At 52.8% G+C, this 19179-nt stretch carries 21 protein-coding genes; 9 read left to right on the forward strand and 12 right to left on the reverse strand.

Annotated features, from left to right (window positions below):
- Positions 1-12 precede the first annotated feature (12 nt).
- Positions 13-780, forward strand: coding sequence for a cobalamin-binding protein (locus RGB73_RS25020; protein ID WP_310765635.1), 768 nt, complete (start codon positions 13-15; stop codon positions 778-780).
- A gap of 119 nt (positions 781-899) precedes the next feature.
- Here the strand turns inward: RGB73_RS25020 and RGB73_RS25025 are convergent, their stop codons facing one another.
- The 3 genes from RGB73_RS25025 to RGB73_RS25035 form a co-directional block, all read right to left on the reverse strand.
- Entirely contained in the window at positions 900-1517 is a 618-nt protein-coding gene (locus RGB73_RS25025; protein WP_310765637.1) for a 3D domain-containing protein, read from the reverse strand.
- A gap of 109 nt (positions 1518-1626) precedes the next feature.
- On the reverse strand, positions 1627-2487 hold the full coding sequence (kynA, locus tag RGB73_RS25030) for a tryptophan 2,3-dioxygenase (RefSeq protein ID WP_310765639.1): 861 nt from the start codon (positions 2485-2487) through the stop codon (positions 1627-1629).
- A 178-nt stretch (positions 2488-2665) separates the two neighbouring features.
- Positions 2666-3088, reverse strand: coding sequence for a VOC family protein (locus tag RGB73_RS25035; protein ID WP_310765642.1), 423 nt, complete (start codon positions 3086-3088; stop codon positions 2666-2668).
- 525 nt (positions 3089-3613) lie between these two features.
- Here RGB73_RS25035 and putP point away from each other — a divergent pair.
- From putP to RGB73_RS25055, 4 genes are all read left to right on the forward strand, one after another.
- Positions 3614-5080 (forward strand): sodium/proline symporter PutP, encoded by a 1467-nt coding sequence (putP, locus tag RGB73_RS25040; RefSeq protein WP_310765644.1) that lies wholly within the window; start codon positions 3614-3616, stop codon positions 5078-5080.
- Positions 5081-5336: 256 nt separating this feature from the next.
- On the forward strand, positions 5337-6443 hold the full coding sequence (locus RGB73_RS25045; RefSeq protein WP_310765646.1) for an amidase domain-containing protein: 1107 nt from the start codon (positions 5337-5339) through the stop codon (positions 6441-6443).
- Positions 6444-6546: 103 nt separating this feature from the next.
- Positions 6547-8022 carry an oligosaccharide flippase family protein gene (locus RGB73_RS25050; RefSeq protein WP_396136138.1) on the forward strand — a complete coding sequence of 492 codons (1476 nt, stop codon included), beginning with the start codon at positions 6547-6549 and terminating at the stop codon, positions 8020-8022.
- Between the two features lie 70 nt (positions 8023-8092).
- Positions 8093-8644, forward strand: coding sequence for a C40 family peptidase (locus RGB73_RS25055; protein ID WP_310765651.1), 552 nt, complete (start codon positions 8093-8095; stop codon positions 8642-8644).
- Between the two features lie 142 nt (positions 8645-8786).
- Here RGB73_RS25055 and RGB73_RS25060 read toward each other — a convergent pair whose 3' ends face one another.
- From RGB73_RS25060 to RGB73_RS25080, 5 genes are all read right to left on the reverse strand, one after another.
- On the reverse strand, positions 8787-9047 hold the full coding sequence (locus tag RGB73_RS25060; RefSeq protein WP_310765653.1) for a YuiB family protein: 261 nt from the start codon (positions 9045-9047) through the stop codon (positions 8787-8789).
- A 302-nt stretch (positions 9048-9349) separates the two neighbouring features.
- The gene (locus RGB73_RS25065) at positions 9350-9493 is read right to left on the reverse strand and encodes a YuiA family protein (RefSeq protein WP_310765655.1); all 144 of its coding nucleotides are present in this window, start codon (positions 9491-9493) and stop codon (positions 9350-9352) included.
- A 176-nt stretch (positions 9494-9669) separates the two neighbouring features.
- Positions 9670-10152 carry an NUDIX domain-containing protein gene (locus RGB73_RS25070; RefSeq protein ID WP_310765657.1) on the reverse strand — a complete coding sequence of 161 codons (483 nt, stop codon included), beginning with the start codon at positions 10150-10152 and terminating at the stop codon, positions 9670-9672.
- A 109-nt stretch (positions 10153-10261) separates the two neighbouring features.
- Positions 10262-10513, reverse strand: a complete 252-nt coding sequence (locus tag RGB73_RS25075; protein ID WP_310765659.1) for a hypothetical protein — start codon at positions 10511-10513, stop codon at positions 10262-10264.
- Positions 10514-10516: 3 nt separating this feature from the next.
- Entirely contained in the window at positions 10517-11707 is a 1191-nt protein-coding gene (locus tag RGB73_RS25080; protein WP_310765661.1) for an NAD(P)/FAD-dependent oxidoreductase, read from the reverse strand.
- A gap of 334 nt (positions 11708-12041) precedes the next feature.
- On the opposite strand from RGB73_RS25080, the gene RGB73_RS25085 reads away from it, so the two are divergent.
- Together RGB73_RS25085 and RGB73_RS25090 are read left to right on the forward strand one after the other, a co-directional pair.
- Positions 12042-13052 carry an NAD(P)/FAD-dependent oxidoreductase gene (locus RGB73_RS25085; RefSeq protein WP_310765663.1) on the forward strand — a complete coding sequence of 337 codons (1011 nt, stop codon included), beginning with the start codon at positions 12042-12044 and terminating at the stop codon, positions 13050-13052.
- Positions 13053-13245: 193 nt separating this feature from the next.
- Positions 13246-13530: a hypothetical protein gene (locus RGB73_RS25090; protein ID WP_310765665.1), complete on the forward strand. Its 285-nt coding sequence runs from the start codon at positions 13246-13248 to the stop codon at positions 13528-13530.
- A gap of 22 nt (positions 13531-13552) precedes the next feature.
- Here RGB73_RS25090 and RGB73_RS25095 read toward each other — a convergent pair whose 3' ends face one another.
- Both RGB73_RS25095 and RGB73_RS25100 read right to left on the reverse strand, forming a co-directional pair.
- Positions 13553-14158: a hypothetical protein gene (locus tag RGB73_RS25095; protein WP_310765667.1), complete on the reverse strand. Its 606-nt coding sequence runs from the start codon at positions 14156-14158 to the stop codon at positions 13553-13555.
- A gap of 174 nt (positions 14159-14332) precedes the next feature.
- Positions 14333-14692 (reverse strand): hypothetical protein, encoded by a 360-nt coding sequence (locus tag RGB73_RS25100; protein WP_310765669.1) that lies wholly within the window; start codon positions 14690-14692, stop codon positions 14333-14335.
- A gap of 346 nt (positions 14693-15038) precedes the next feature.
- Here RGB73_RS25100 and RGB73_RS25105 point away from each other — a divergent pair, with 346 nt between their 5' ends.
- Positions 15039-15464, forward strand: coding sequence for a DUF6157 family protein (locus tag RGB73_RS25105; RefSeq protein WP_310765671.1), 426 nt, complete (start codon positions 15039-15041; stop codon positions 15462-15464).
- A gap of 381 nt (positions 15465-15845) precedes the next feature.
- On the opposite strand, the gene RGB73_RS25110 is transcribed toward RGB73_RS25105, so the two are convergent.
- Positions 15846-16235, reverse strand: a complete 390-nt coding sequence (locus RGB73_RS25110; protein ID WP_310765673.1) for a cupredoxin domain-containing protein — start codon at positions 16233-16235, stop codon at positions 15846-15848.
- A 143-nt stretch (positions 16236-16378) separates the two neighbouring features.
- On the reverse strand, positions 16379-17692 hold the full coding sequence (locus RGB73_RS25115; protein ID WP_310765674.1) for a helix-turn-helix domain-containing protein: 1314 nt from the start codon (positions 17690-17692) through the stop codon (positions 16379-16381).
- Positions 17693-17936: 244 nt separating this feature from the next.
- On the opposite strand from RGB73_RS25115, the gene RGB73_RS25120 reads away from it, so the two are divergent.
- A complete protein-coding gene (locus RGB73_RS25120) occupies positions 17937-19178 on the forward strand; it encodes an MFS transporter (RefSeq protein WP_310765676.1) in 1242 nt (413 codons plus the stop codon).
- The last annotated feature ends 1 nt before the right edge of the window (position 19179 follow it).

Here is a 19179-nt window from a genome sequence, read left to right on the forward strand (position 1 = left end):
GGGGACTCTCGCATGCGCATCGTTTCCATCTGCCCGAGCAATACGGAAATCCTCTATTACCTGGGCCTCGGCGATCACGTAGTCGGACTGGACGATCATTCCGACTGGCCTTTGGAGTGGCAGCACTTGCCCAGGGTAGGTCCGGATCTAACCATCGACATGGAGCGCGTAGCGGCATTGCGACCCGATCTGGTCGTCGCCTCCCTCAGCGTCCCAGGCATGGAGGCAAACGTGCAGGAGCTTGAGACTCGGGGCATTCCCCACATCGTCCTCAATCCGTCGCGGATTCAGGACATTGCGGCAGACATACGGCTCGTGGGCGAAGCGACAGGATGGCACAAACAAGCGGACCGGCTGGCGGACCAGTTTGCCGAAAGAGTGGAAACCGTCCGACAGCGGGCAGCCCGGTTTCCCCGAAAGCCCAAGCTGTTCTGGGAATGGTGGCCCAACCCGATCTACACACCCGGCCGGGATAACTGGCTGACGGATGTGAGCGAAATCGCCGGAGCGATCAATGTGTTCGCTGACTACCCCGTCCCCAACGTGAAAGCGACCCGGGAGATGGTTGCCCAGCGCAATCCCGATCACATCTGCGTCGTCTGGTGCGGCATCGAGCTCAAGCGAATCAAGCCGGCGATGATCACGGAGCGGCCGGAATGGCAAGGCATGGCCGCCATTGCACTGGGACGCGTCCACTTGCTCGAGGAAGGATTGTACTGCCGTCCTTCGCCCCGCATCCTCGATGGACTGGAAAAGCTGGTCGAACTGATCCATCCCTAACGCCAAAAACGTTCAGTACCGAATCACTGGTCTGAACGTTTTTTCTTTTCTTCTTTCATGCTGCCTGCGCAGCATCTTCGCTACGTTGCGTTTCGTTTCTTCTATTCTGTTTTTCTGGGTTAATTCTCGACGTCCGCCATTGCGGCGATTCCTTTTTGGTTGAGCGTGTTCAGAAAGGCTTCTGTCAGCTTTCCGTCGCCGCGTCGGACGACATAGACGTCCACCGCTTTTTTCCCCCATTGCTTGAACACATCTTGCTTGGTTTCGAAGTACAAGTCGATCTTGTGACCGCGAATCGCTCCTCCCTTGTCGGCCACTACTCCGTAGCCATAGCCCGGAATGTACAGGACCGTTCCAATCGGAAAGATGCGCAGGTCCGCAGCAATGGTGGAATAATCGTCTCTTCGCACTTTCACGCCTGAATATGTAATGCCGTAGGACGGATGCGACGGGTTCTTGCCCGTCGACTCGTATCCGGCGTAGTAGCCCGTCGCGATGACGCGCACCTTCGGATACTGATCCAGCAGTACGTCCGTTTTATCGATGACTTGAGTGAGCGAGCCGGACGACACCGTCCTCTTTTTGACGACTCGCTGGCCCTCCTTGGTTTCCCTGATTCCGAATGCAGACTGGATGCTACTGTCTCCTACTGCATTGTAGCCGTAGCCATCGCTGGTGAATCCCGTCAAGACCATCATGGTCAAAGCGATGATGCTAACGAATAGCTTCCCATTCATTTCTGGTAAACCTCCTCTCGGTTCTAGTCATGTCCCGAAGAGGAGGAAACTATACACAAATTTTGGATAATCGGCAAAAAATTCCGTATGTTGAGGATTTCAGGAATGTTTACAAGGCGGTGCGCAGGCTCCACAGCTCAGGAAAGAAGCGGTGGTCCAAAGCCCTTCGCAAATAGGATACGCCGGAAGAGCCCCCTGTCCCCTGCTTGTGCCCGATGATGCGTTCTACGGTCGTCATATGGTTGAATCGCCATTGCTGCTGCTGGCTTGCGATGTCCACCAGCTTTTCGGCCAGCTCGTACAGATCCCAATACTGATGGACATCGCGGTACACCGTCAGCCATGCCTGTTCGACACTTGCATGGGGCTGGTAGGGCTGCGACCAGTCCCGTTCCAGGCATTCCGGAGCGATCGGCAGTCCGCGCGTCGCCATGGCTTGGATCGCCGCATCGTAAATGCTCGGCGCGTGCAGCGCGTTTTTCAATTGCTCATGCAGCTGCGGCTGATGCTGGTAGACGGTAAGTACATGACCGTTTTTATAACCGAGCGTAAATTCAATAAGCCGGTTTTGGTACGACTGAAAGCCGGAAGAATGCCCCAGCTTGTCGCGAAACTGCAAATATTCGGCAGGCGTGAGGGTCGAAAGCACATCCCACGATTTGATCAGCTGCTGCTGAATTCGCGAGACGCGCGCGAACATTTTGAAGGCGGGCTCGAGGTCGTCCTGGCGAATGCACTCCAAGGCTGCGGCCAGCTCGTGCCGGATCAGCTTCATCCACAATTCGCTGACCTGGTGGATGACGATGAACAGCATCTCGTCGTGGTGGGTGGACAGCCTCACCTGGCTTGACAGGATTTGATCCAGCTTCAGGTAGTCCCCGTACGTCATTTCCTTCTGAAAGTCCGTATGAATGTCCTTTTCCAAAGGCGAGCTCAGCTCTTCCCGCCCTTCATGCGGTTGTGACACCATTTCCGTCGCCCCTCTCCCTATCTGTTCAATTTCCACCTGTATTTCTTGCGTCCCGGATCTCTCACGAAGAACGGCGCTCCCGGTGTGGCGAGGCGCACCCTCTGAATGTTAAGTTATCACGCATTTCGAACAATTTCCACTACATCCATGACCGAAGCGACGTTCCCACACATAAAAGTCATTTGATTCTTTTGGATATCGGATGATCTTCATTCAGCTCCAGCAAATCCCACAGGTTCCCATATAGGTCTTTAAAAACGGCAACCATTCCATATGGCTGTTCTTTGGGCTCTCTCACGAATTCAATTCCCTTTGATCGCATGTCATGATAATCTCGCCAGAAATCATCCGTATTTAAGAACAGAAACACTCTTCCGCCCGTCTGGTTTCCGATGAATTCCTCCTGCTGAGGTTTCGATGCTTTTGCTAGCAGCAGTGTGGTGCCTGCCGAGCCCGGCGGCGATACTACGACCCACCGTTTATCTTGTTCCGGTTGATACGTATCTTCCACTAAAGTGAAGTGCAGCTTTTTTGTATAAAATTCGATTGCCTCATCGTAATCTTTTACCACAAGAGCGATATGTACTATGGATTGGATCATGGACGATGGCCTCCTTCGTTGATAAAGTGATCGATACTCATTCGACCTGTAATACGAATATGTTACCTTTTTGAGAAAAAGCGAGTAAACATGATTGTTCCTCACGCAGCTGCATAGGTCCGGACTCTTGAGCGATTCATTCTGGACAGTTGTGTATACTCTGTGTTCAATTTGAACAGAAGTGTTTTGCCACTTTGTCGTTTATGGCTGCCATTTCTCGTCGAAAATGCGAAAATCATCGAATCCGAACCGTTGGTACGATCCTTGCTATTCCATTGACCGAATGATCCGAATAGAGAAAGAAATTCAGATTGGGGGGCGTCATACATGCAAGTGGAAGGGAAAGCACGGCCTTTTTCCAGGGGTTTGCTAACGGTACCGAGCCATCCGCCATGTAAAAAAAATTTTTAATGTCCAATATTGACATTATGCCATTTGTCATTCTAGATATTTTCGCAGGGAGATGATAATGTATAGATTGTTCATACTTTTTTCAATAATATTAAAAAGAGGTGCATCTATCCTATGAACATGCTACTTGTTTCTATTATCGTGTACATGGCCGGCATGCTGCTGATCGGCTATTATGCCTTCAAACGTACCTCCAATTTGACCGATTACATGCTCGGCGGGCGAACGCTCGGTCCGGCTGTCACCGCTTTGAGCGCCGGGGCATCCGACATGAGCGGCTGGCTGATGATGGGCTTGCCCGGTGCGATGTTCGCCCAAGGTCTAAGCGCTTCGTGGATCGCCATCGGCCTCACGCTCGGCGCCTATGCCAACTGGCTGTATGTGGCACCCCGCCTGCGAACGTACACAGAGGTGGCCAACAACTCCATTACGATCCCCGCTTTCCTGGAGAATCGTTTTGGGGACAGCTCGCGGATGCTCCGCCTCGTATCCGGCCTCGTCATCATGATCTTTTTTACGTTCTACGTCTCGTCCGGGCTCGTGTCTGGCGGCGTGCTGTTTGAAAACACGTTTCACCTGAACTACCAAACCGGCTTGTGGATCGTCGGCCTGGTAACGATCGCCTACACACTGTTCGGCGGATTTCTCGCGGTGAGCTGGACGGACGCCGTTCAGGGAATGATCATGGTTCTCGCCCTCGTACTCGTTCCACTCGTCACGATCCTGACGACAGGCGGCATCGGGCCTACCTTCACGGAAATTCACGCGGTCGACCCCGCATTGCTGGACATTTTCAAAGGGACAAGCTTCCTCGGCATCGTCTCGTTGTTTGCCTGGGGATTGGGCTATTTTGGCCAGCCGCACATCATCGTCCGCTTTATGGCCATCACCTCGACAAAAGAAATCAAAAAAGCCCGCGGCATCGGCATGGGCTGGATGATCTTCTCCGTCGTCGGAGCCATGCTGACCGGGCTGGTGGGAATCGCCCTGTATTCACAGCAAGGATGGACGCTGGCCGATCCGGAGACCATTTTTATCCAGCTGGGCACGATTCTGTTCCATCCGTTGATCACAGGCTTTCTTTTGGCAGCGATCCTGGCGGCCATCATGAGCACGATCTCTTCTCAGCTGCTTGTCACCTCCAGCTCGCTTACGGAAGACATTTACAAAACGTTTTTCCGCCGTTCCGCAACCGATAAAGAACTGGTTACCGTCGGCCGCCTCTCCGTCCTGCTCGTTGCCGTCATTGCTTTCCTGCTCGCGATCAACAAGAACGACACGATCCTCGACCTGGTCGGGTACGCGTGGGCCGGATTCGGGGCTTCGTTCGGTCCGGTGATTCTGCTCTCCCTGTACTGGAAGCGGATGAACAAGTGGGGCGCCCTCGCCGGCATGATCGCCGGTGCCGTCACCGTAATCGTCTGGACCCGATTCGATGTGCTGAAAGACTTCCTGTACGAAATGGTTCCCGGATTTGCTGCAAGCCTCCTCGCGATCATCATCGTCAGCCGGCTGACGGCCAAACCATCCCGGGAAGTGGAAGCGCAATTTGACGAATACGAAAAGAGCAATGAGAAGTAAACGGGTGCCCCCTTCGTGCGAATACGAAGGGGGCGTTTCCCTATAATCCCCCCTGTCCTTCCCGTACGCTACTTTCACTCTCTTTCGAATTCAAGGAATTCGTAAACAATCCTGCTTTCCACTTTTACGGCCAGCCAGTGTAACCGGTTGGCCGTTTTTCCTAAGAAAATCTTCGCCTGAAGTTATCGGGATGGGTGAATTGGGGACAATAAACCAGAGGTTCGTGACCGTTCTTTTACCATTTGCGGGAGGGCAGTTGAATTTGAAAGGATTACTTCGAGTTTTTTTCTTCCTTTTCCTGATATCTGTGACTATCGATACAGCTTATTCCCAAGACCATCAAGACCAGGAAGTTCAATCGTTTCTCCAACGACTTTTTGCTGTACGCATCCAATCTCTGGCGGATAGACAATATGAAAATTTGCAGCCATTTTATTTGCCTTCGGACAAGCGAAGTCGATCAGCGATGGTTCATGAAAAAAACAGGAGCATTTATATCCATCGATGGGCGGAAGCCCGCGGGGTCAAATTTGTGCAGTCTTCCGGTGAAATCCGTGTGATCCGTGTAAAGAACATGGGGGAACTCACGCAGGCAACCGTTGTGCAGTCCCTTCAGCTAACGTACCGTTACCCGGATAACGAGCTGCACACGATGGGAGTCGGCACGAGACACTTGTTGACCTTAAAAAAGCAAGATGGCAATTGGCGTGTTCTCAAAGAATGGTACCTGGATCCATTGGATGAAAACCCCCGGTTAATCCCGACCTTCGCGCCTGCAGACAAGAATATCATAGAGGGCGGCCCTGCCATTCAGGGGCGGAAAAGAAAATATGACCGCGAAAAGGCTGTCCGTTACGCCAACAAGTATGCCGGTCTCGCAAACAGACCGGGAACGTACCAACGATACAACCAAAAATACGTGGATTATACCTATCAAGGAGGAGATTGCACCAATTTCACCTCACAGGTTTTGGGGGACCCCGAAGAAGGAGGAGGTCTTCCCATGCGCCACGAGTGGAGGTACAAATTCAACAGGGGCGGCAGCGTAGCATGGGTTCGCACCGATTCCCTGAAGCATTTTTTGATTCGAAGCGGTTATGGTACCTTGATTGCGCGTGGAACCTATGAGCAGGTTGCGAAGCCTACTAAAAAATTCCCTCGTTCGGCCCTCGCCGAATTAAAGCCTGGAGACATCATTGGCTATGAAATGAACGGCGATGTTGACCATTTCTCCGTTGTGACAGCGAGGGATTCCAAAGGTTATGTCCTGGTGAATTCGCATACGGCTGATCGATTTCAGGTACCATGGGACTTGGGGTGGGACAAGCATACCAAGTTTCTCTTGTTTCGGATTGGGGAGTAAGGGGGTGGTACATAGTTGTCCCCCCTCCTACATAGAATGGGAAATAAAGGCTATGTAAAGAGGGCGTGGCAAATTGTATATACCCCAACTCCTGAAGGATTTCGTGGTCCGATCCTCAACACTCACGATCGTGAAACTGATCGGTGCTCTGGGGCGTCTGATCCTGTTTCGTTTACTGGGAGCAGAAGGAATCGGGCTTTATCAAATGGCGTATTCGTACTACGGCCTCATGATTACGTTCATAACCGGGGGGTTTGCTTCTAGCATTTCTCTGGCAACGGCAAAAGACATCCAAACAGGACGGCGATTGTTTCACCTCTCCTTGTTCATTCTTTTGTTTCTGGGAGCCGCTGGCGGGTTCTTTACCTATTTTTTTGCTCATCCCATCGCGGCTATTTTCAATAAAACCGAACTTGTTAGACCCATTCAGCTTTTGGCACCTGCCATTTTACTCGTTCCCGTATTAAGCCTGATCCGTGGATTCCTGCAAGGAGTATCGCGTTACGGATACATAGCGATGTCAGAATTGATTGAACAAGTCGTGCGGGTAATCGGCATGGTATTTCTAGCTGGCTATCTTTTGCAGTTTGGCCTTTCCGAGGCAGTAACCGGTGTGATCGTAGGTGCATTATTGGGGGCACTCATCGCATTCTTGTTTCTGCTAATTCCACTGTCTTCCGCAACGCCAAATTTGCCTGAGCGGCATAAACCGCAATCAACTGCTATCCCTGTATTTATCCTGTCCTGTCTCGCTATTATGGGCACTCGAATCATTCTTCCCGTTACGGATTTCATCGATTCCCTCCTCGTACCAAACCGGCTTGTTTTCGCTGGCTATTCCGCACAAGAAGCCACCGTTATTTTTGGCGAATTTTTTGGGATCACGGCTACTGTCGTTTATGTCCCCGCACTCATTACCAGCTCTCTTGGCCATATTATCATGCCTCGATTAACCACTGCCTGGTGTACCCTTGATGTTCCAGGATTTATGGCCAAGCTGAAAGTCGCCTTTACCACCGCTCTGCTTTGGGGGTTATGCTCGTCCTATCTTTTAGCGGTTTACGCCGACACGATCTCCGCTCTCGTCATAGGAAATGATTCACTCTCAAGCACCATCCGTTATCTATCCATCATTCCATTGCTTACAGGCATAAGGGAGCTTTCCACAGTCGTTCTCTGGACCATGGATATCAAGAGAAAACCATTCGTGGGCCTCATTCTGGCCACGGGAGTATCGACGATCGTGAATTTTCTGGTCATCGGAATTCCCGGATACAGTATGATGGGTATTGCACTGGGAATTCTCTCTTTTGAAATCACGTCCCTGATGGTGAATCTGGCCGCTTTAAAGAAAGAGATCGCCCCGCAAAAAATAAGGGTATTTGATTGGAAAGAGATGATGATCTGCGCCATTTTTCTCGTTTTCCTGCACGTTTCCGCCGGATTCTTCCGTTCGCCTGCCATCTTTTCGAACCCGGCTTGGGCTCCCTATGCAGCGATGGGTCTCTCGCTCCTGCTGATCCCTCCCTATTTGTTTTGGCACTTGATGTACTCCCGGCGAAAGACGCGACCTTGGTAATATTTTGACCGTGAATTCCTCCTCCAAAATTGATAGGATACTCTAGTAATCCAATCAGGAGGTGTAATCGGTGAAAACTATTTCTCGTTTAGCCAAATGGTCGGTTATTCTTGCTGCCCTGACTTGGTCAACGGTTTCTCCAATCAGCAGCGCATCCGCTCAATCTGATGTTTCCGCTCCAAGCAAGGCACATACAGCTGCCGAGTCTCAAGAGCTGGTTGATAAAATTATCCATGACGGCTTGTCGTATTGGGGCACGCCATACGTATACGGTGCTACGAGATTTCAGGATCAATCCTTTGATTGCTCTTCCTTTGTTCAATACCTGTTTTCTCAATATGGCGTTCAATTGGGGTGGAATGCCCGGGAACAAGCCCGGCAAGGAGAATGGATTCCGTTTTCCGAGATGAAAAAGGGCGATTTGATGTTTTTCTCTGATGAAGATTTCCCGAACGAACAAGGTCTCAACAAGGTTAGACATGTAGGCATTTACATGGGGAACGGGAAAATTCTCCACACTTACGAGGAAGGCATCGGGGTAACCGTCAGCGATATCAAAAACGATGCGCGAGAGAAAAATTACTGGTACGAGCATTTTTTGTTTGCGAAGCGCGTCATTTAGGACCGTTTTGCTCTTATGACCAGATGGAGAGGCGATGTTTCCCAGAAGCATCGCCTCTTTTTATTTTCTGCACCATCCGCACGAAAAAAGGACGTTTCCCCGCAGGTTTCCCTTACGGAAGAAACATCCTTCTCTTTCGGCTTTAAAACATCCGGTATCCTTTTTTGCGCAAGGTCTGAATGGTCCAGCCGCTTCCGACCGTCCCCGCCATCCCGCAGCCGAGAATGAGCGCATCCCATATTCCCGGAACGATTTTTTGGTACACCAACGCTCCGACAACCACACCGATCCCAATCACGACAGGCAGCCAGGTCGTTTTTAAAATCATGTTTAGAATAAATCCGATGCCAAAACCAAGCACGGTAAAAAGGACAATGGATACCACAAACTGAAGCAAGCTCATCGTTCGAACGCCCTCCTGCCTACTCGCTCACCACTGAATCTTTCGAAGCGGACTCTTCCTCGAGGGAATTGTTGTCGCTCCCGTTTTTCTCGGCGGAAGCGCTTTTCAAATCCTGCCCGGTGAAGAAAAAGTTGGTTATTTCCGTCTTTCAGTGTAGCCTAAATCAGACAGGCAGGTCAATATTCGAACACCTTTTGCCAGAGCCGCGGTTGACCTTGTACGGATAGGAATGTGATCCATTCCAGCTGAACAAGAAAACCGGCCACGTCTCTCGCGCAGCCGGCTTTTGGGCAGGTTTGCAATTATGGGCGGGTGGCCGAAACAGGCTCCTGTTCGTGATGCGTACCGGATCCCTCACAGTTCGGGCAGTTCTCCGTTCCGCCCAGGAGCAGATGGAAATAGCCTTGTCCGCCGCAGTACGGGCATTGTTCTTGATTGGTTCTCATGGTGAGCTCCCCTTTCCTATCGTACATGCGCTGGTAATAATTGCATGTATTTTCTGATAATTTTGATGTATCTAACTTTAGCAGATTCGCTTGCTTTTGCAAAACGCATTCTCGAACGGAAAACGCGGGAAAAACCGCGATGTAAGCGGAAACATCGCGGATTATCTATCCCTTTCTCACCATTGCTTAAAGATTTTGTAGGACGTGTACTGAAAGACAGGATCGATGTCGTACGTCTGGCCGGACATGCCACGGGCTCTCTCCGCATAACCGGGCAAAATAATCTTCAAATAGGTCGAGGAGAGCGGATCCGTCAACAGCTCGCGGATCGGCATGAAACGTGTCTCCGCGATCTCTCCTTCCTGTGGCCGGGGCTCCCCGGATACGTAATCCATCCAAAAGACGACCATATTGTCGCTGATCGACTCCCGGATGACGCCGGAACGTATCCCGGCTACCTGGCGGACGACAGCATCGACTCCCGTCTCTTCCAGCACCTCCCGAACAGCAGCCTCGTCCACCGTCTCTCCCTCTTGTACGAAGCCGGCCGGAAACGACCATTGTCCCTTTAATCCGCTATACGTTTTTTTGACCACGAGCGCCTCTTCCCCGCGAATGACGATTCCGCAGGCACCCAGCCAGACTTTGCCTTCTCGCACACCTATCGCTTCCTCTCTTGTCCGTTGCTTATGCTTTGAGTATACACCACAAGCATGCAAAAACCCCCGGTATCCCACTACCGGGGGCAGTCCAAAAGTTCATTTCGTCTCACTCGTCATCGTCGTCCAACAGCCCGTTGTCGATCATATAGCGGAGGTTTTCCCGATCCCGTTCCCGCCCTTTTTCCTTGAGGCGTTCGATGGCGGGCAAAATCAGGATATCCACTTCCCGCTGCACGTGCCAGGCGAGGTCGTGACGCTTTTGCTCCTCCAGATATGCCCCTACTTCCATCAGAGCGTTGTAGCGGTCCAGCTCTTCGCGGGTCATCAGGCCTCTGACCTGTACGCTTGCATGACGCATGGCTTACAGCTTTACCTTTTTTAGCGCGAGTCCCACGCCGCCGATTTTGTACAGGTAGCGCAGATCGCTTGCCTTTTTCATCAAGGCTGCCGCAGAGCCAAACAGCTTCTTGGATCCGACTTGACCGATGCCTTCGCCTTTGCCGAGGGATGCGAGTGTTCCTTGGAGGTGCGGGATGAACTTTTGGGTGAGTCCGCCGCGAATCATCGCGACGAGGTTTTCTCCGAGCGTTTCGCCTTCTTGCACCGCGATCTGGGCGGTCGGCGGATAAGGCCGGCCCTCATCGTTGAAAATCAGGGCGCAGTCGCCGACGACGAAGACGTTGTCATACCCGGGGGCTCGCAGATATTCATCCACTTTGACCCTGCCGCGCATCGTTTCGAAGCCGGCCTTCTCGACGATGCTGTTGCCGCGCACGCCTGCCGCCCAAACCACGGTTTGCGCCTTGATTTCCTCTCCGGTCGCAAGCAGGACGCCATCCGGCGTGCATTGCTTGATCGGGGTTCCGATTTTGAATTCGATGCCTTTTTTGCCGAGGACGTCCATCGCGTAGTTGACCAGCTCCGGGTCGAAGCCTGGCAGTGCCGTCGGCGCCGCTTCGATACAGTACACTTTCACATGGCGCGGATCGACGTCGAATTCCTTGCACAGCTCAGGAATTCGGTCTCCCAGCTCGCCGCAAAACTCGATCCCCGTAAACCCGGCCCCTCCGACCACGAACGTCACATAGTCCGTGCGGTGCGGCTCGTTTTTAAATTTGGAGAACATGTACTGGATGTGCTCGCGGATGTTGCGCACTGCGTTGATGCTGCGAATGCTGAACGCATGCTCCTTCAGCCCTTCGATGCCAAATGTCTCGGGCTCGCTCCCCAGGCCGATCACGAGGTAGTCGTACGAGAGCACGTTGCCGTTTTCCAGTGTGACGGTCTGCTCTTCCGGCTCGATGGATTGCACCGTGCCTTTGATGAAATTCACCTTTTGCTTGTCGACGATCCGGTCCAGGTCTACGCGGGCGTGCTCGGCCGAGGCCGTTCCCGCTGCGGGTTCGTGAAGCCAGGTCGTGATGTAGTGATAGTCGTGCTTGTTGACCAGGGTCACTTCCGCCTCGTTATAATGAAGCTTTTGCTGCAGCTGCAGCGTGGTGAGCAGGCCGCCGTACCCGGCACCGAGAATGAGGATTTTGGGTGTGCTCATGGTATCCCTTCCATTCTTCAGGATAATTGAGATTCTAGGAAGTTTGTGCGAAATTTCACGTGATCTGGTACAACCTCTGATGTCCCATACGCGAACGCGACTCGATTACGAATGATTGCCATGATTTATATTTATTCCAACCTGTGAAAAAATGCACAAAGCCAGATGAAAATGTGTCAATTTCTTTACAGTCACCCTCATCTTATCCAGTGCCGATCTGATTTGCAAGGCTTTTTTGCCTATCTGACGGAATTTTCTCTGCTTTTTTTCGCTTGGAAGTTTACGGTATAATGATGGGTGAGTTCGGTTCAGATTAAATCGGAGGTGCTTTGGATTGAATTTTCTGCAAAAGGACGAGCAAATCTACGACATCACCATCATCGGAGGAGGCCCAGCCGGCTTGTTCACCGCCTTTTACGGTGGAATGCGCCAGGCGAGCGTAAAGATTATCGAGAGCATGCCCCAGCTTGGCGGGCAATTGTCTGCTCTTTATCCGGAAAAATACATATACGATGTTGCCGGATTTCCCAAGGTGCTGGCTCAAGACCTGATCAATAATCTGAAAGATCAGATTTCACGCTTTCAGCAGTCGATCTGCCTGGAAGAAAAAGTGGAAAACGTCGTAAAGAAACCGGACAATGTCTTTGAAATCACTACGGACAAAGGCATTCACTTCTCCAAAGCCGTCATCATCACGGCTGGCGTGGGTGCATTTGAACCTCGCAGGCTGGAACATCCGGACGCCGTCAAATATGAAAAATCCAATCTGCACTACTTTGTAACCGACCTGAACTCCTTCAAGGGACAACGCGTAGCTGTCATCGGCGGAGGCGACTCTGCCCTCGACTGGTCCCTCATGCTCGAACCGATCGCCAAAGAAGTGCACCTCATCCATCGCCGAGACAAATTCCGGGCTCACGAGCACAGTGTCGAAATGCTGATGCAGTCCAAGGTCCAGGTGAAAACTCCCTACGAAGTATCGGCCTTGCACGGAGCCGACAAGATCGAGCGCCTCACGCTCTCCCACTGCACGACCAAGGAAGAGCTTGATTTGGAGGTGGACGCCGTAATCGTCAACTTCGGGTTTATTTCCTCTCTGGGCCCGATTAAAAACTGGGGGCTGGAGTTGGACAAGGGCTCGATCGTGGTGAACAGCCGGATGGAGTCGAACATTCCGGGAATTTTCGCGGCTGGCGACATTGCGACATACCCGGGCAAGGTGAAGCTGATCGCGGTCGGATTCGGGGAAGCGCCTACTGCGGTCAACAATGCGGTGGGGTACTTCAATCCGGATGCGAAGCTGCAGCCTGGACATTCCTCGAGCATGGATAACTTCAAATCGTAGGGCTTTTGCAAGAAGGGTTTGAACCGAAGAGCTGTTTTGGAATCAAGCGCGGAAAATTTTTTCGCGCTTTTTGTTTTTGGCCGAGAACCAGCGGTAGCAAACGGAGAAAGGTTCGGGCTGTTACTTGTATACTCCCCTGCTCTCTCGCGCAAAGTAGGAAAGACTCGAATACTTTCGTCACAGGAGGGGCGCCATGAGCTATTTATGTCCGGTTTGCAATGGGCTAGCTGTCTTCTCGCAGACTTGCCCGGGCTGCGGAGGGGGATTGTCGGATGTGGGACGCTTGTACGATTATTACGGTCCTTACAGCCCTTACCGGGAGATCGATGACACGAAAATGGACAACGCCTATCCGGACCGGCAGCGGCATCAATGCCTGCACACGGGATGGTGCCCGCAGTGCGGCGAGGAACATGTCGTCATCGTCAAGGAATGGACGGCTGACGAGCTGAACGCACAAAAGGACGCGTACGAATGACACGTCCTTTTTCGTTCTTCGCTTATTTTTTCTTCTCCGCCAGCTTTTTGGCGAGACGTTCGTTTTTGGCCTTCATTTGCTCCAGCAGCTTGGGCAGGACGGCCTTGATCTTCTGGGCATCGCCGGACTCGATTGCAGCATCGAATTCCTCGTGCGTCTGCCGGAATTTTTCCATTTGCGCCTGTCTGTCTTCCTTCTCCCCGGCAGGATCCTGCTCACCGAGGCGCTGTTCCTTCCACTCCTTGTACTTCTGCTCCATCTGCTCGCTGGTGATTTCTCCTTTGTTCACCTGCTCTCTGAGCTTCGCCCGCATCTGGCTTTTTTCTTCGCTCGCCGTCTCACGGGCAGCGCGCAATTGCTCCAGCAGCCGCTCCCGCTCTTTCAGGACGGATTGCCATTCGTTTACGCTGCCTGGCGTGTACTTTTCCGCCAGCAATGTCATGTACATCCGCTGATGGGCTCCCATATACATGCCAAACCGCTTTTTGACATGGCCATCGTGGTCGCCGCGGTTGTGGAGCGCACTGCTTTCCGCAGGGCTTGTGTGGTCTGCGGCCGAAACGCCCCCCGGAATCGCCAGGCCCATCACCAGGGCGGTTGCCATCATACTCTTTTTCCATTGCTTCATGCTGTTCACTCCTTGTCTTGAGTCTGCAATTTGGTCCCTCGCTGTGAGAGGAAAACGGCCGGTCTGTGCCTCCATGCACGGGTGTCTGTCCGCTTTCACCCGAAAGTGTGTCCAAGGCCTGTGGCACAATTGTCGAAGGGATGTGGAAAAATATGTAAATCTCTCGCGCACCCGCTAAAGAGGGCGCAGCTCATCGCGATCCAGTCCCAGCCTTTCGACCAATCCCATCTGTTCGAGATCGTGCTTAGTTTTGGGAGTCCCATGCTGGTAGAGGAACTGGTAGATCGAACGCAGGTTGTCGTCGTACTCGTCGTTGTCCCGGTCCGGCATGTCGCTCCACAGCGTATGGCCGTGCATCCACATCATGAAGTCGCCGTGCACGCAGTTGTTAAGCCAGTCGCGCAGCATCCCGACCTCGACGTCGGTCGCTTCGACTTCGAAATCGTATGTAGAGGAACCTTTTTCATCGCGGATTTCCGCCACCGTCGTGCCGCTTTGCAGCGTGACGTAATACCGTTTTTTATCCAGGGCCACCCACTCCTTTGCTTCGAACTCGGCCCTGCCTCTGAGCGGAGCCTTTTGGGGTGCTTGCGAGCATTTCTTTCTTACCTTGCGCAAACAGAAGGGAAAATATGTATTTGGCTATGCGGAAAAATGGAGCAAAATGGCTTGACGTGTCCGATTCCGGCCGACTCCATCACTTCCCTGAGCCAGGCGGAGGCGAAACGAAACGGAAGCCGATGCCGGAAGAGACCCATGAACGAACACGCAGATCAGCAATGGAGAAAAGCGTGTAAAGAATGAAGCACTTGCCGCCAGCCGCGCTATCCATTATGCTGGGCTCATAAACAGCCTTTTCCGAAAGACGGGTGATGAACACGTGCTCTCCAACTACAATACGTTTGTGCTTGTAGCGCCGGATTGTCCCGTCACGACGGGGGTCGTCCCGACTGCGAAGCCAAACGCGAAGCCGCCGATCCACGTACTTCAATACGAATTGCTGACCCGGCATCCATACCGTTTCACTTTAGAAGACTTGATCTACGAAGTGCATATCCGCCACAAGGAATTTCCCGCGGATCAGGTCAGGGAGCATGGGGAAGAAATTCGTGCGGCGTTGTTTTCGAAAAGCCATCCGTGCATGCGAGCCTCCATGCTGCCCAAAAAGTACGGCTGGGGCGTTCATTACGATTCGGATGGCCGACTGGCGATCTACGCCATGGAAACAGAGCAGTACCGCCAATTTGCCGAGGGGGATGCCGGTGGGCCCAAGCTCGTCTACGCCATGCGAAACAAGCGGGCCTAGCGCAAATGGTGCAGGGGTCCGCTGACCAGGCTTCCCATAAAAAAAGCGCGGCTGGCAAGAACGGACACGCCTCGTTCTTGCTCCGCGCTTTTTCGGCGGCCTCCCTCCATCTTCAGCGAGAAGTCCGCCTTACTTGTTTTCCTTCCGCGTGTTGTGCCGCGTGTTTTCTCCTGTCTTGGGCGGCGTGCTGCGCGACCCGGCCGAGGCCTCGGTCGGCCTTTTGTCCGTGTTGTTGTGCTTGGACATGTCGTCTTCTCCTCCTACAGCTGGAATCTCCCTGCGATTGTAGTATGCGCCTCCCAACGAAAAAACACCCTGACCCGCGCTGCAGGCCAAAGTGTTTGGTGGACGTTGCTTTGCTTTTCGATTATCGTTTCAAGCCTATTTTACAACGAGTTTGGCGACCATTTTGCCGTGGTCCGGACCGCAGATCACGTTGCAGAAAATGTTGTATTCGCCAGCCTTGTCAATTTTCAACGTTTTGCTGCCTTCTTTTTGAAGCTCGAAATCCGTACCTTCGATGCCGATGCCGTGGAAGCCTTCCGCCGATTTGAAGTTGACGGTGAATTCCTCGCCCGCTTTCACTTCAAATGTATCTTGATTGAACTTCCAGTTGCTCGCCTCGATGTTCAGCACGGTTCCTGTCGTCGAAGCCGGAGCCGCAGCAGTCTGTGTTCCGTTTGCAGCCTGATCCTTCTCGCCTCCGCAGGCTGTCAGCATCATAGCGGAGAGAGCGACAGCAGAAACGAGCAATCCCCATTTTTTCGTCATCGTGACCCCTTCTTTCCCCTTTTTCTACACTTCCATTTTACTGAAGAGTGCAGTCCAAAATCTGGGAGGTCTGTGACTGAATCGTGACTGAATGGTGACGAATTCGCTAACATCTCGCCGACTCCCGCCCGGTAATGCCTTACCTATGCGTCCGTCAGCCGAATCTGATAGATTTTCTTGGGCCTGCCCCGCAGTTTTTCCTGCTTCTTGTAAAGAATGGTGGCGACGCCTTTTTCCTCGAGCTGGTTCAGCATCCGGTTGGCGCTGCGAACGGTAATGCCCAGATGGAAAGCGAGCTCTTCGGCCGTCACTTCGTTTCGCTCCGTCTTGGCAAGGACGGCCATGATCTTCTGCAGCTGCAAGGTGGACAGATCGGTCTCTTCGCTCTTGCGCTGGACGAATTCATTGACCCGGTTTCGATAGGTCAGACAGCTCTCATCTCCAAGCGGACCGATGATCTGGTCGCTGTCCGTGATGACGAAAGTCCCCATCGTCTTGCTGGAGGCAGACATGCTGTTGGCCGACTGCGCATTGAGCCGCGCCTTGTACATGCTGTTTCCTACTCCCCAGCCGATGTGAACGGGAAAGGGCAGCGTCTTTTCTAAGTAGGACAGCAGGAGGCATTGCGTGAGATTGTCCGTCAATGCCTTCAAGTCTTTAAACGAGCTGATGATTTCGAAGCTCGCCGGCGATTTTTGAATGATGAACGGCACCTTTTGCTCCGTGCTGAACTCGAGGAGCGACTTGTGCAGCAGCATTTGCCGCAGCTCCCATTCGTTCAGGTTTTCTTTGGCGGTATCCATCTCCCCCATCGTGACGTGGCCGATGGCGATCCGGCTCTCCGCCATTTTGACGGCAGACAGCTCGCTGATGATGTACTCGAACTGCTGGACCACCGAGTCCGGCGACGGGAACAAATACAGATGGGGTACCCCGCGCTCCGTCAACTCTTCGACGATATTGCTCATCCGCGTCAGGGACATGTCGATTTTCCCCGCCTCCCACAATCGGAGGTGCTCGTATAGCACTTCTTCATGGATCCTGTCGCTGATGCGGAAGGAAGAAACGGTAATGGGCCAGGCCTCTTCCGGGAGGACATCCCTGATTCCCAGATAGCCGTTCTGGGCGGAAAGAAAGTCGATATATACGCGGGAAAAGTCGAGGTCCCGCCGCTGCAAGCTGAGCTGAAACAGCTTTTTGTAAAATTCATGCTCGCTGATTTGAAAGGTATAGGTCGGCGCCGGGAAGCTGCCCCACTGCTCCGTCAAGTACCAGTAAGCCAGTTCCGTCAAGACGAAGCCGTCCACCAGCTGCTCGTTTGTGCGGTACAGCTCCACCGTCTCGGGCAGCCGATGGTAGGGCAGCAGCACGACCTCGCAATTTTCCGCGACACGCGCCGGCACCGTAGCCAATTCTTTGAGAGAGTGCTGGGCGATGATTGCACCCAAACGGATCATACCAATCCCTCCTTTCACTCACTTGCCTATTATAGGAGATTCGGACTTCTTTGAAAATCAATTTAAAATACTTGAAATCGTCCTGACATTGATTTAAAGTATTTTTAGAAAACGTCTTTAATATGTCCAAAAATAGTTTTCACTCGTCCAAAAAGGTGGTGATCACCCTCATTCGATTGCACCGCGGCTCTCGTCCTCTCGCTTTTGGCAACAAACTTTGAAAACGCTACCAAGGGGGATCTCGATGAACGTACCACCTGCTGCAAACGGCAAACACAAATACCTGGTCCTGGGGCTGCTCTGTCTGGGATGGATCATCAATTACTTCGACAAAGTCGCCATCAACGTGGCGGTCATTCCGATTTCGCAAGAGTTTGGCCTCACGGAGACGCAGGTCGGGCTTATTCTTAGCAGCTTCTTCCTCAGCTATGCAATCATGCAGCCGATCGGCGGAAGTCTGGCCGACAAATTCGGCTCGCGCAAAGTCATTCTTTTTTCCGTAGTCTGCTGGTCCTTGTTTACCATTCTGACAGGCACCGCTTGGTCGTTTCTCTCCCTGATCGCCATTCGTTTCTTGTTCGGAATCGGGGAAGGCAGCTATCCTTCCGCCAGCTCCGTAGCCGTTGCAGAAAGCTTCCCGCAGCATGAGCGAGCGCGCGCCAAATCGATCCTGACTTCCGCGACTACCATCGGGAGCGTCCTCGCCACTTTGGTCGCGGCTACCCTCTCCAACCATTTCGGCTGGCAAGCCATGTTTATCGTCCTCGGGATCCTCGGATTGTTTTTAGCCCTGCTTTACGCCAAGTTCCTCCATCCGGGCGGCTCCCAGTCAGGGATCGCCAAAGGTGCAAAAGAGAAGCTGCCTCTGAAGGATTTGCTGAAAATTTCAATGATTTGGAAACTGACAGCAATTTATTTCGGCATTTCCATGGTGAACTGGGGCATGATGTCCTGGATGCCTTCCTATATGGTCAAAGTGCGCCATCTGGACATGGTTTCCATGGGAGCCCTCGCCTCCATTCCCGCGATCCTGTCTTTCGTTACCGTCTTGGCCACTGGCTGGATGCTGGACAAACGCCTGGTCGGACGGGAAAAGCACCTGATTGCAATCGGCTCATTCATCGGGATCATAGCGCTTTACTTGTTGTCAAAAGCCCCTACCGTAGCTCTCGTGGTCACCTACCAGACGATTGCCAGCATCGGGCTTGGGGCCGCGGTCACCACCACCCTGACCATGCCGCTCAAGTACATAGATCCGTCTTCCGTAGGCGCTGCTTCCGGCCTGATCTATCTCGGCGGACAATTGGCAGGGGTCATCGCGCCGACCGCCATGGGCTTCATGATCCAGCAGTTCAACGGCTCCTATAGTGCAGCATTCTGGCTGTTGATCGCCGCCACGGCCATTCCGTTTTTCGTCGGCATGACGCTGCGCCCCGGCCCTACAGCCGGACAACAGCCGCCGCAGGCCATGAGCGCGGGCAGCTAGC

This window comes from Brevibacillus brevis, assembly GCF_031583145.1.
Taxonomy (GTDB): Bacteria; Bacillota; Bacilli; order Brevibacillales; family Brevibacillaceae; genus Brevibacillus; species Brevibacillus brevis_E.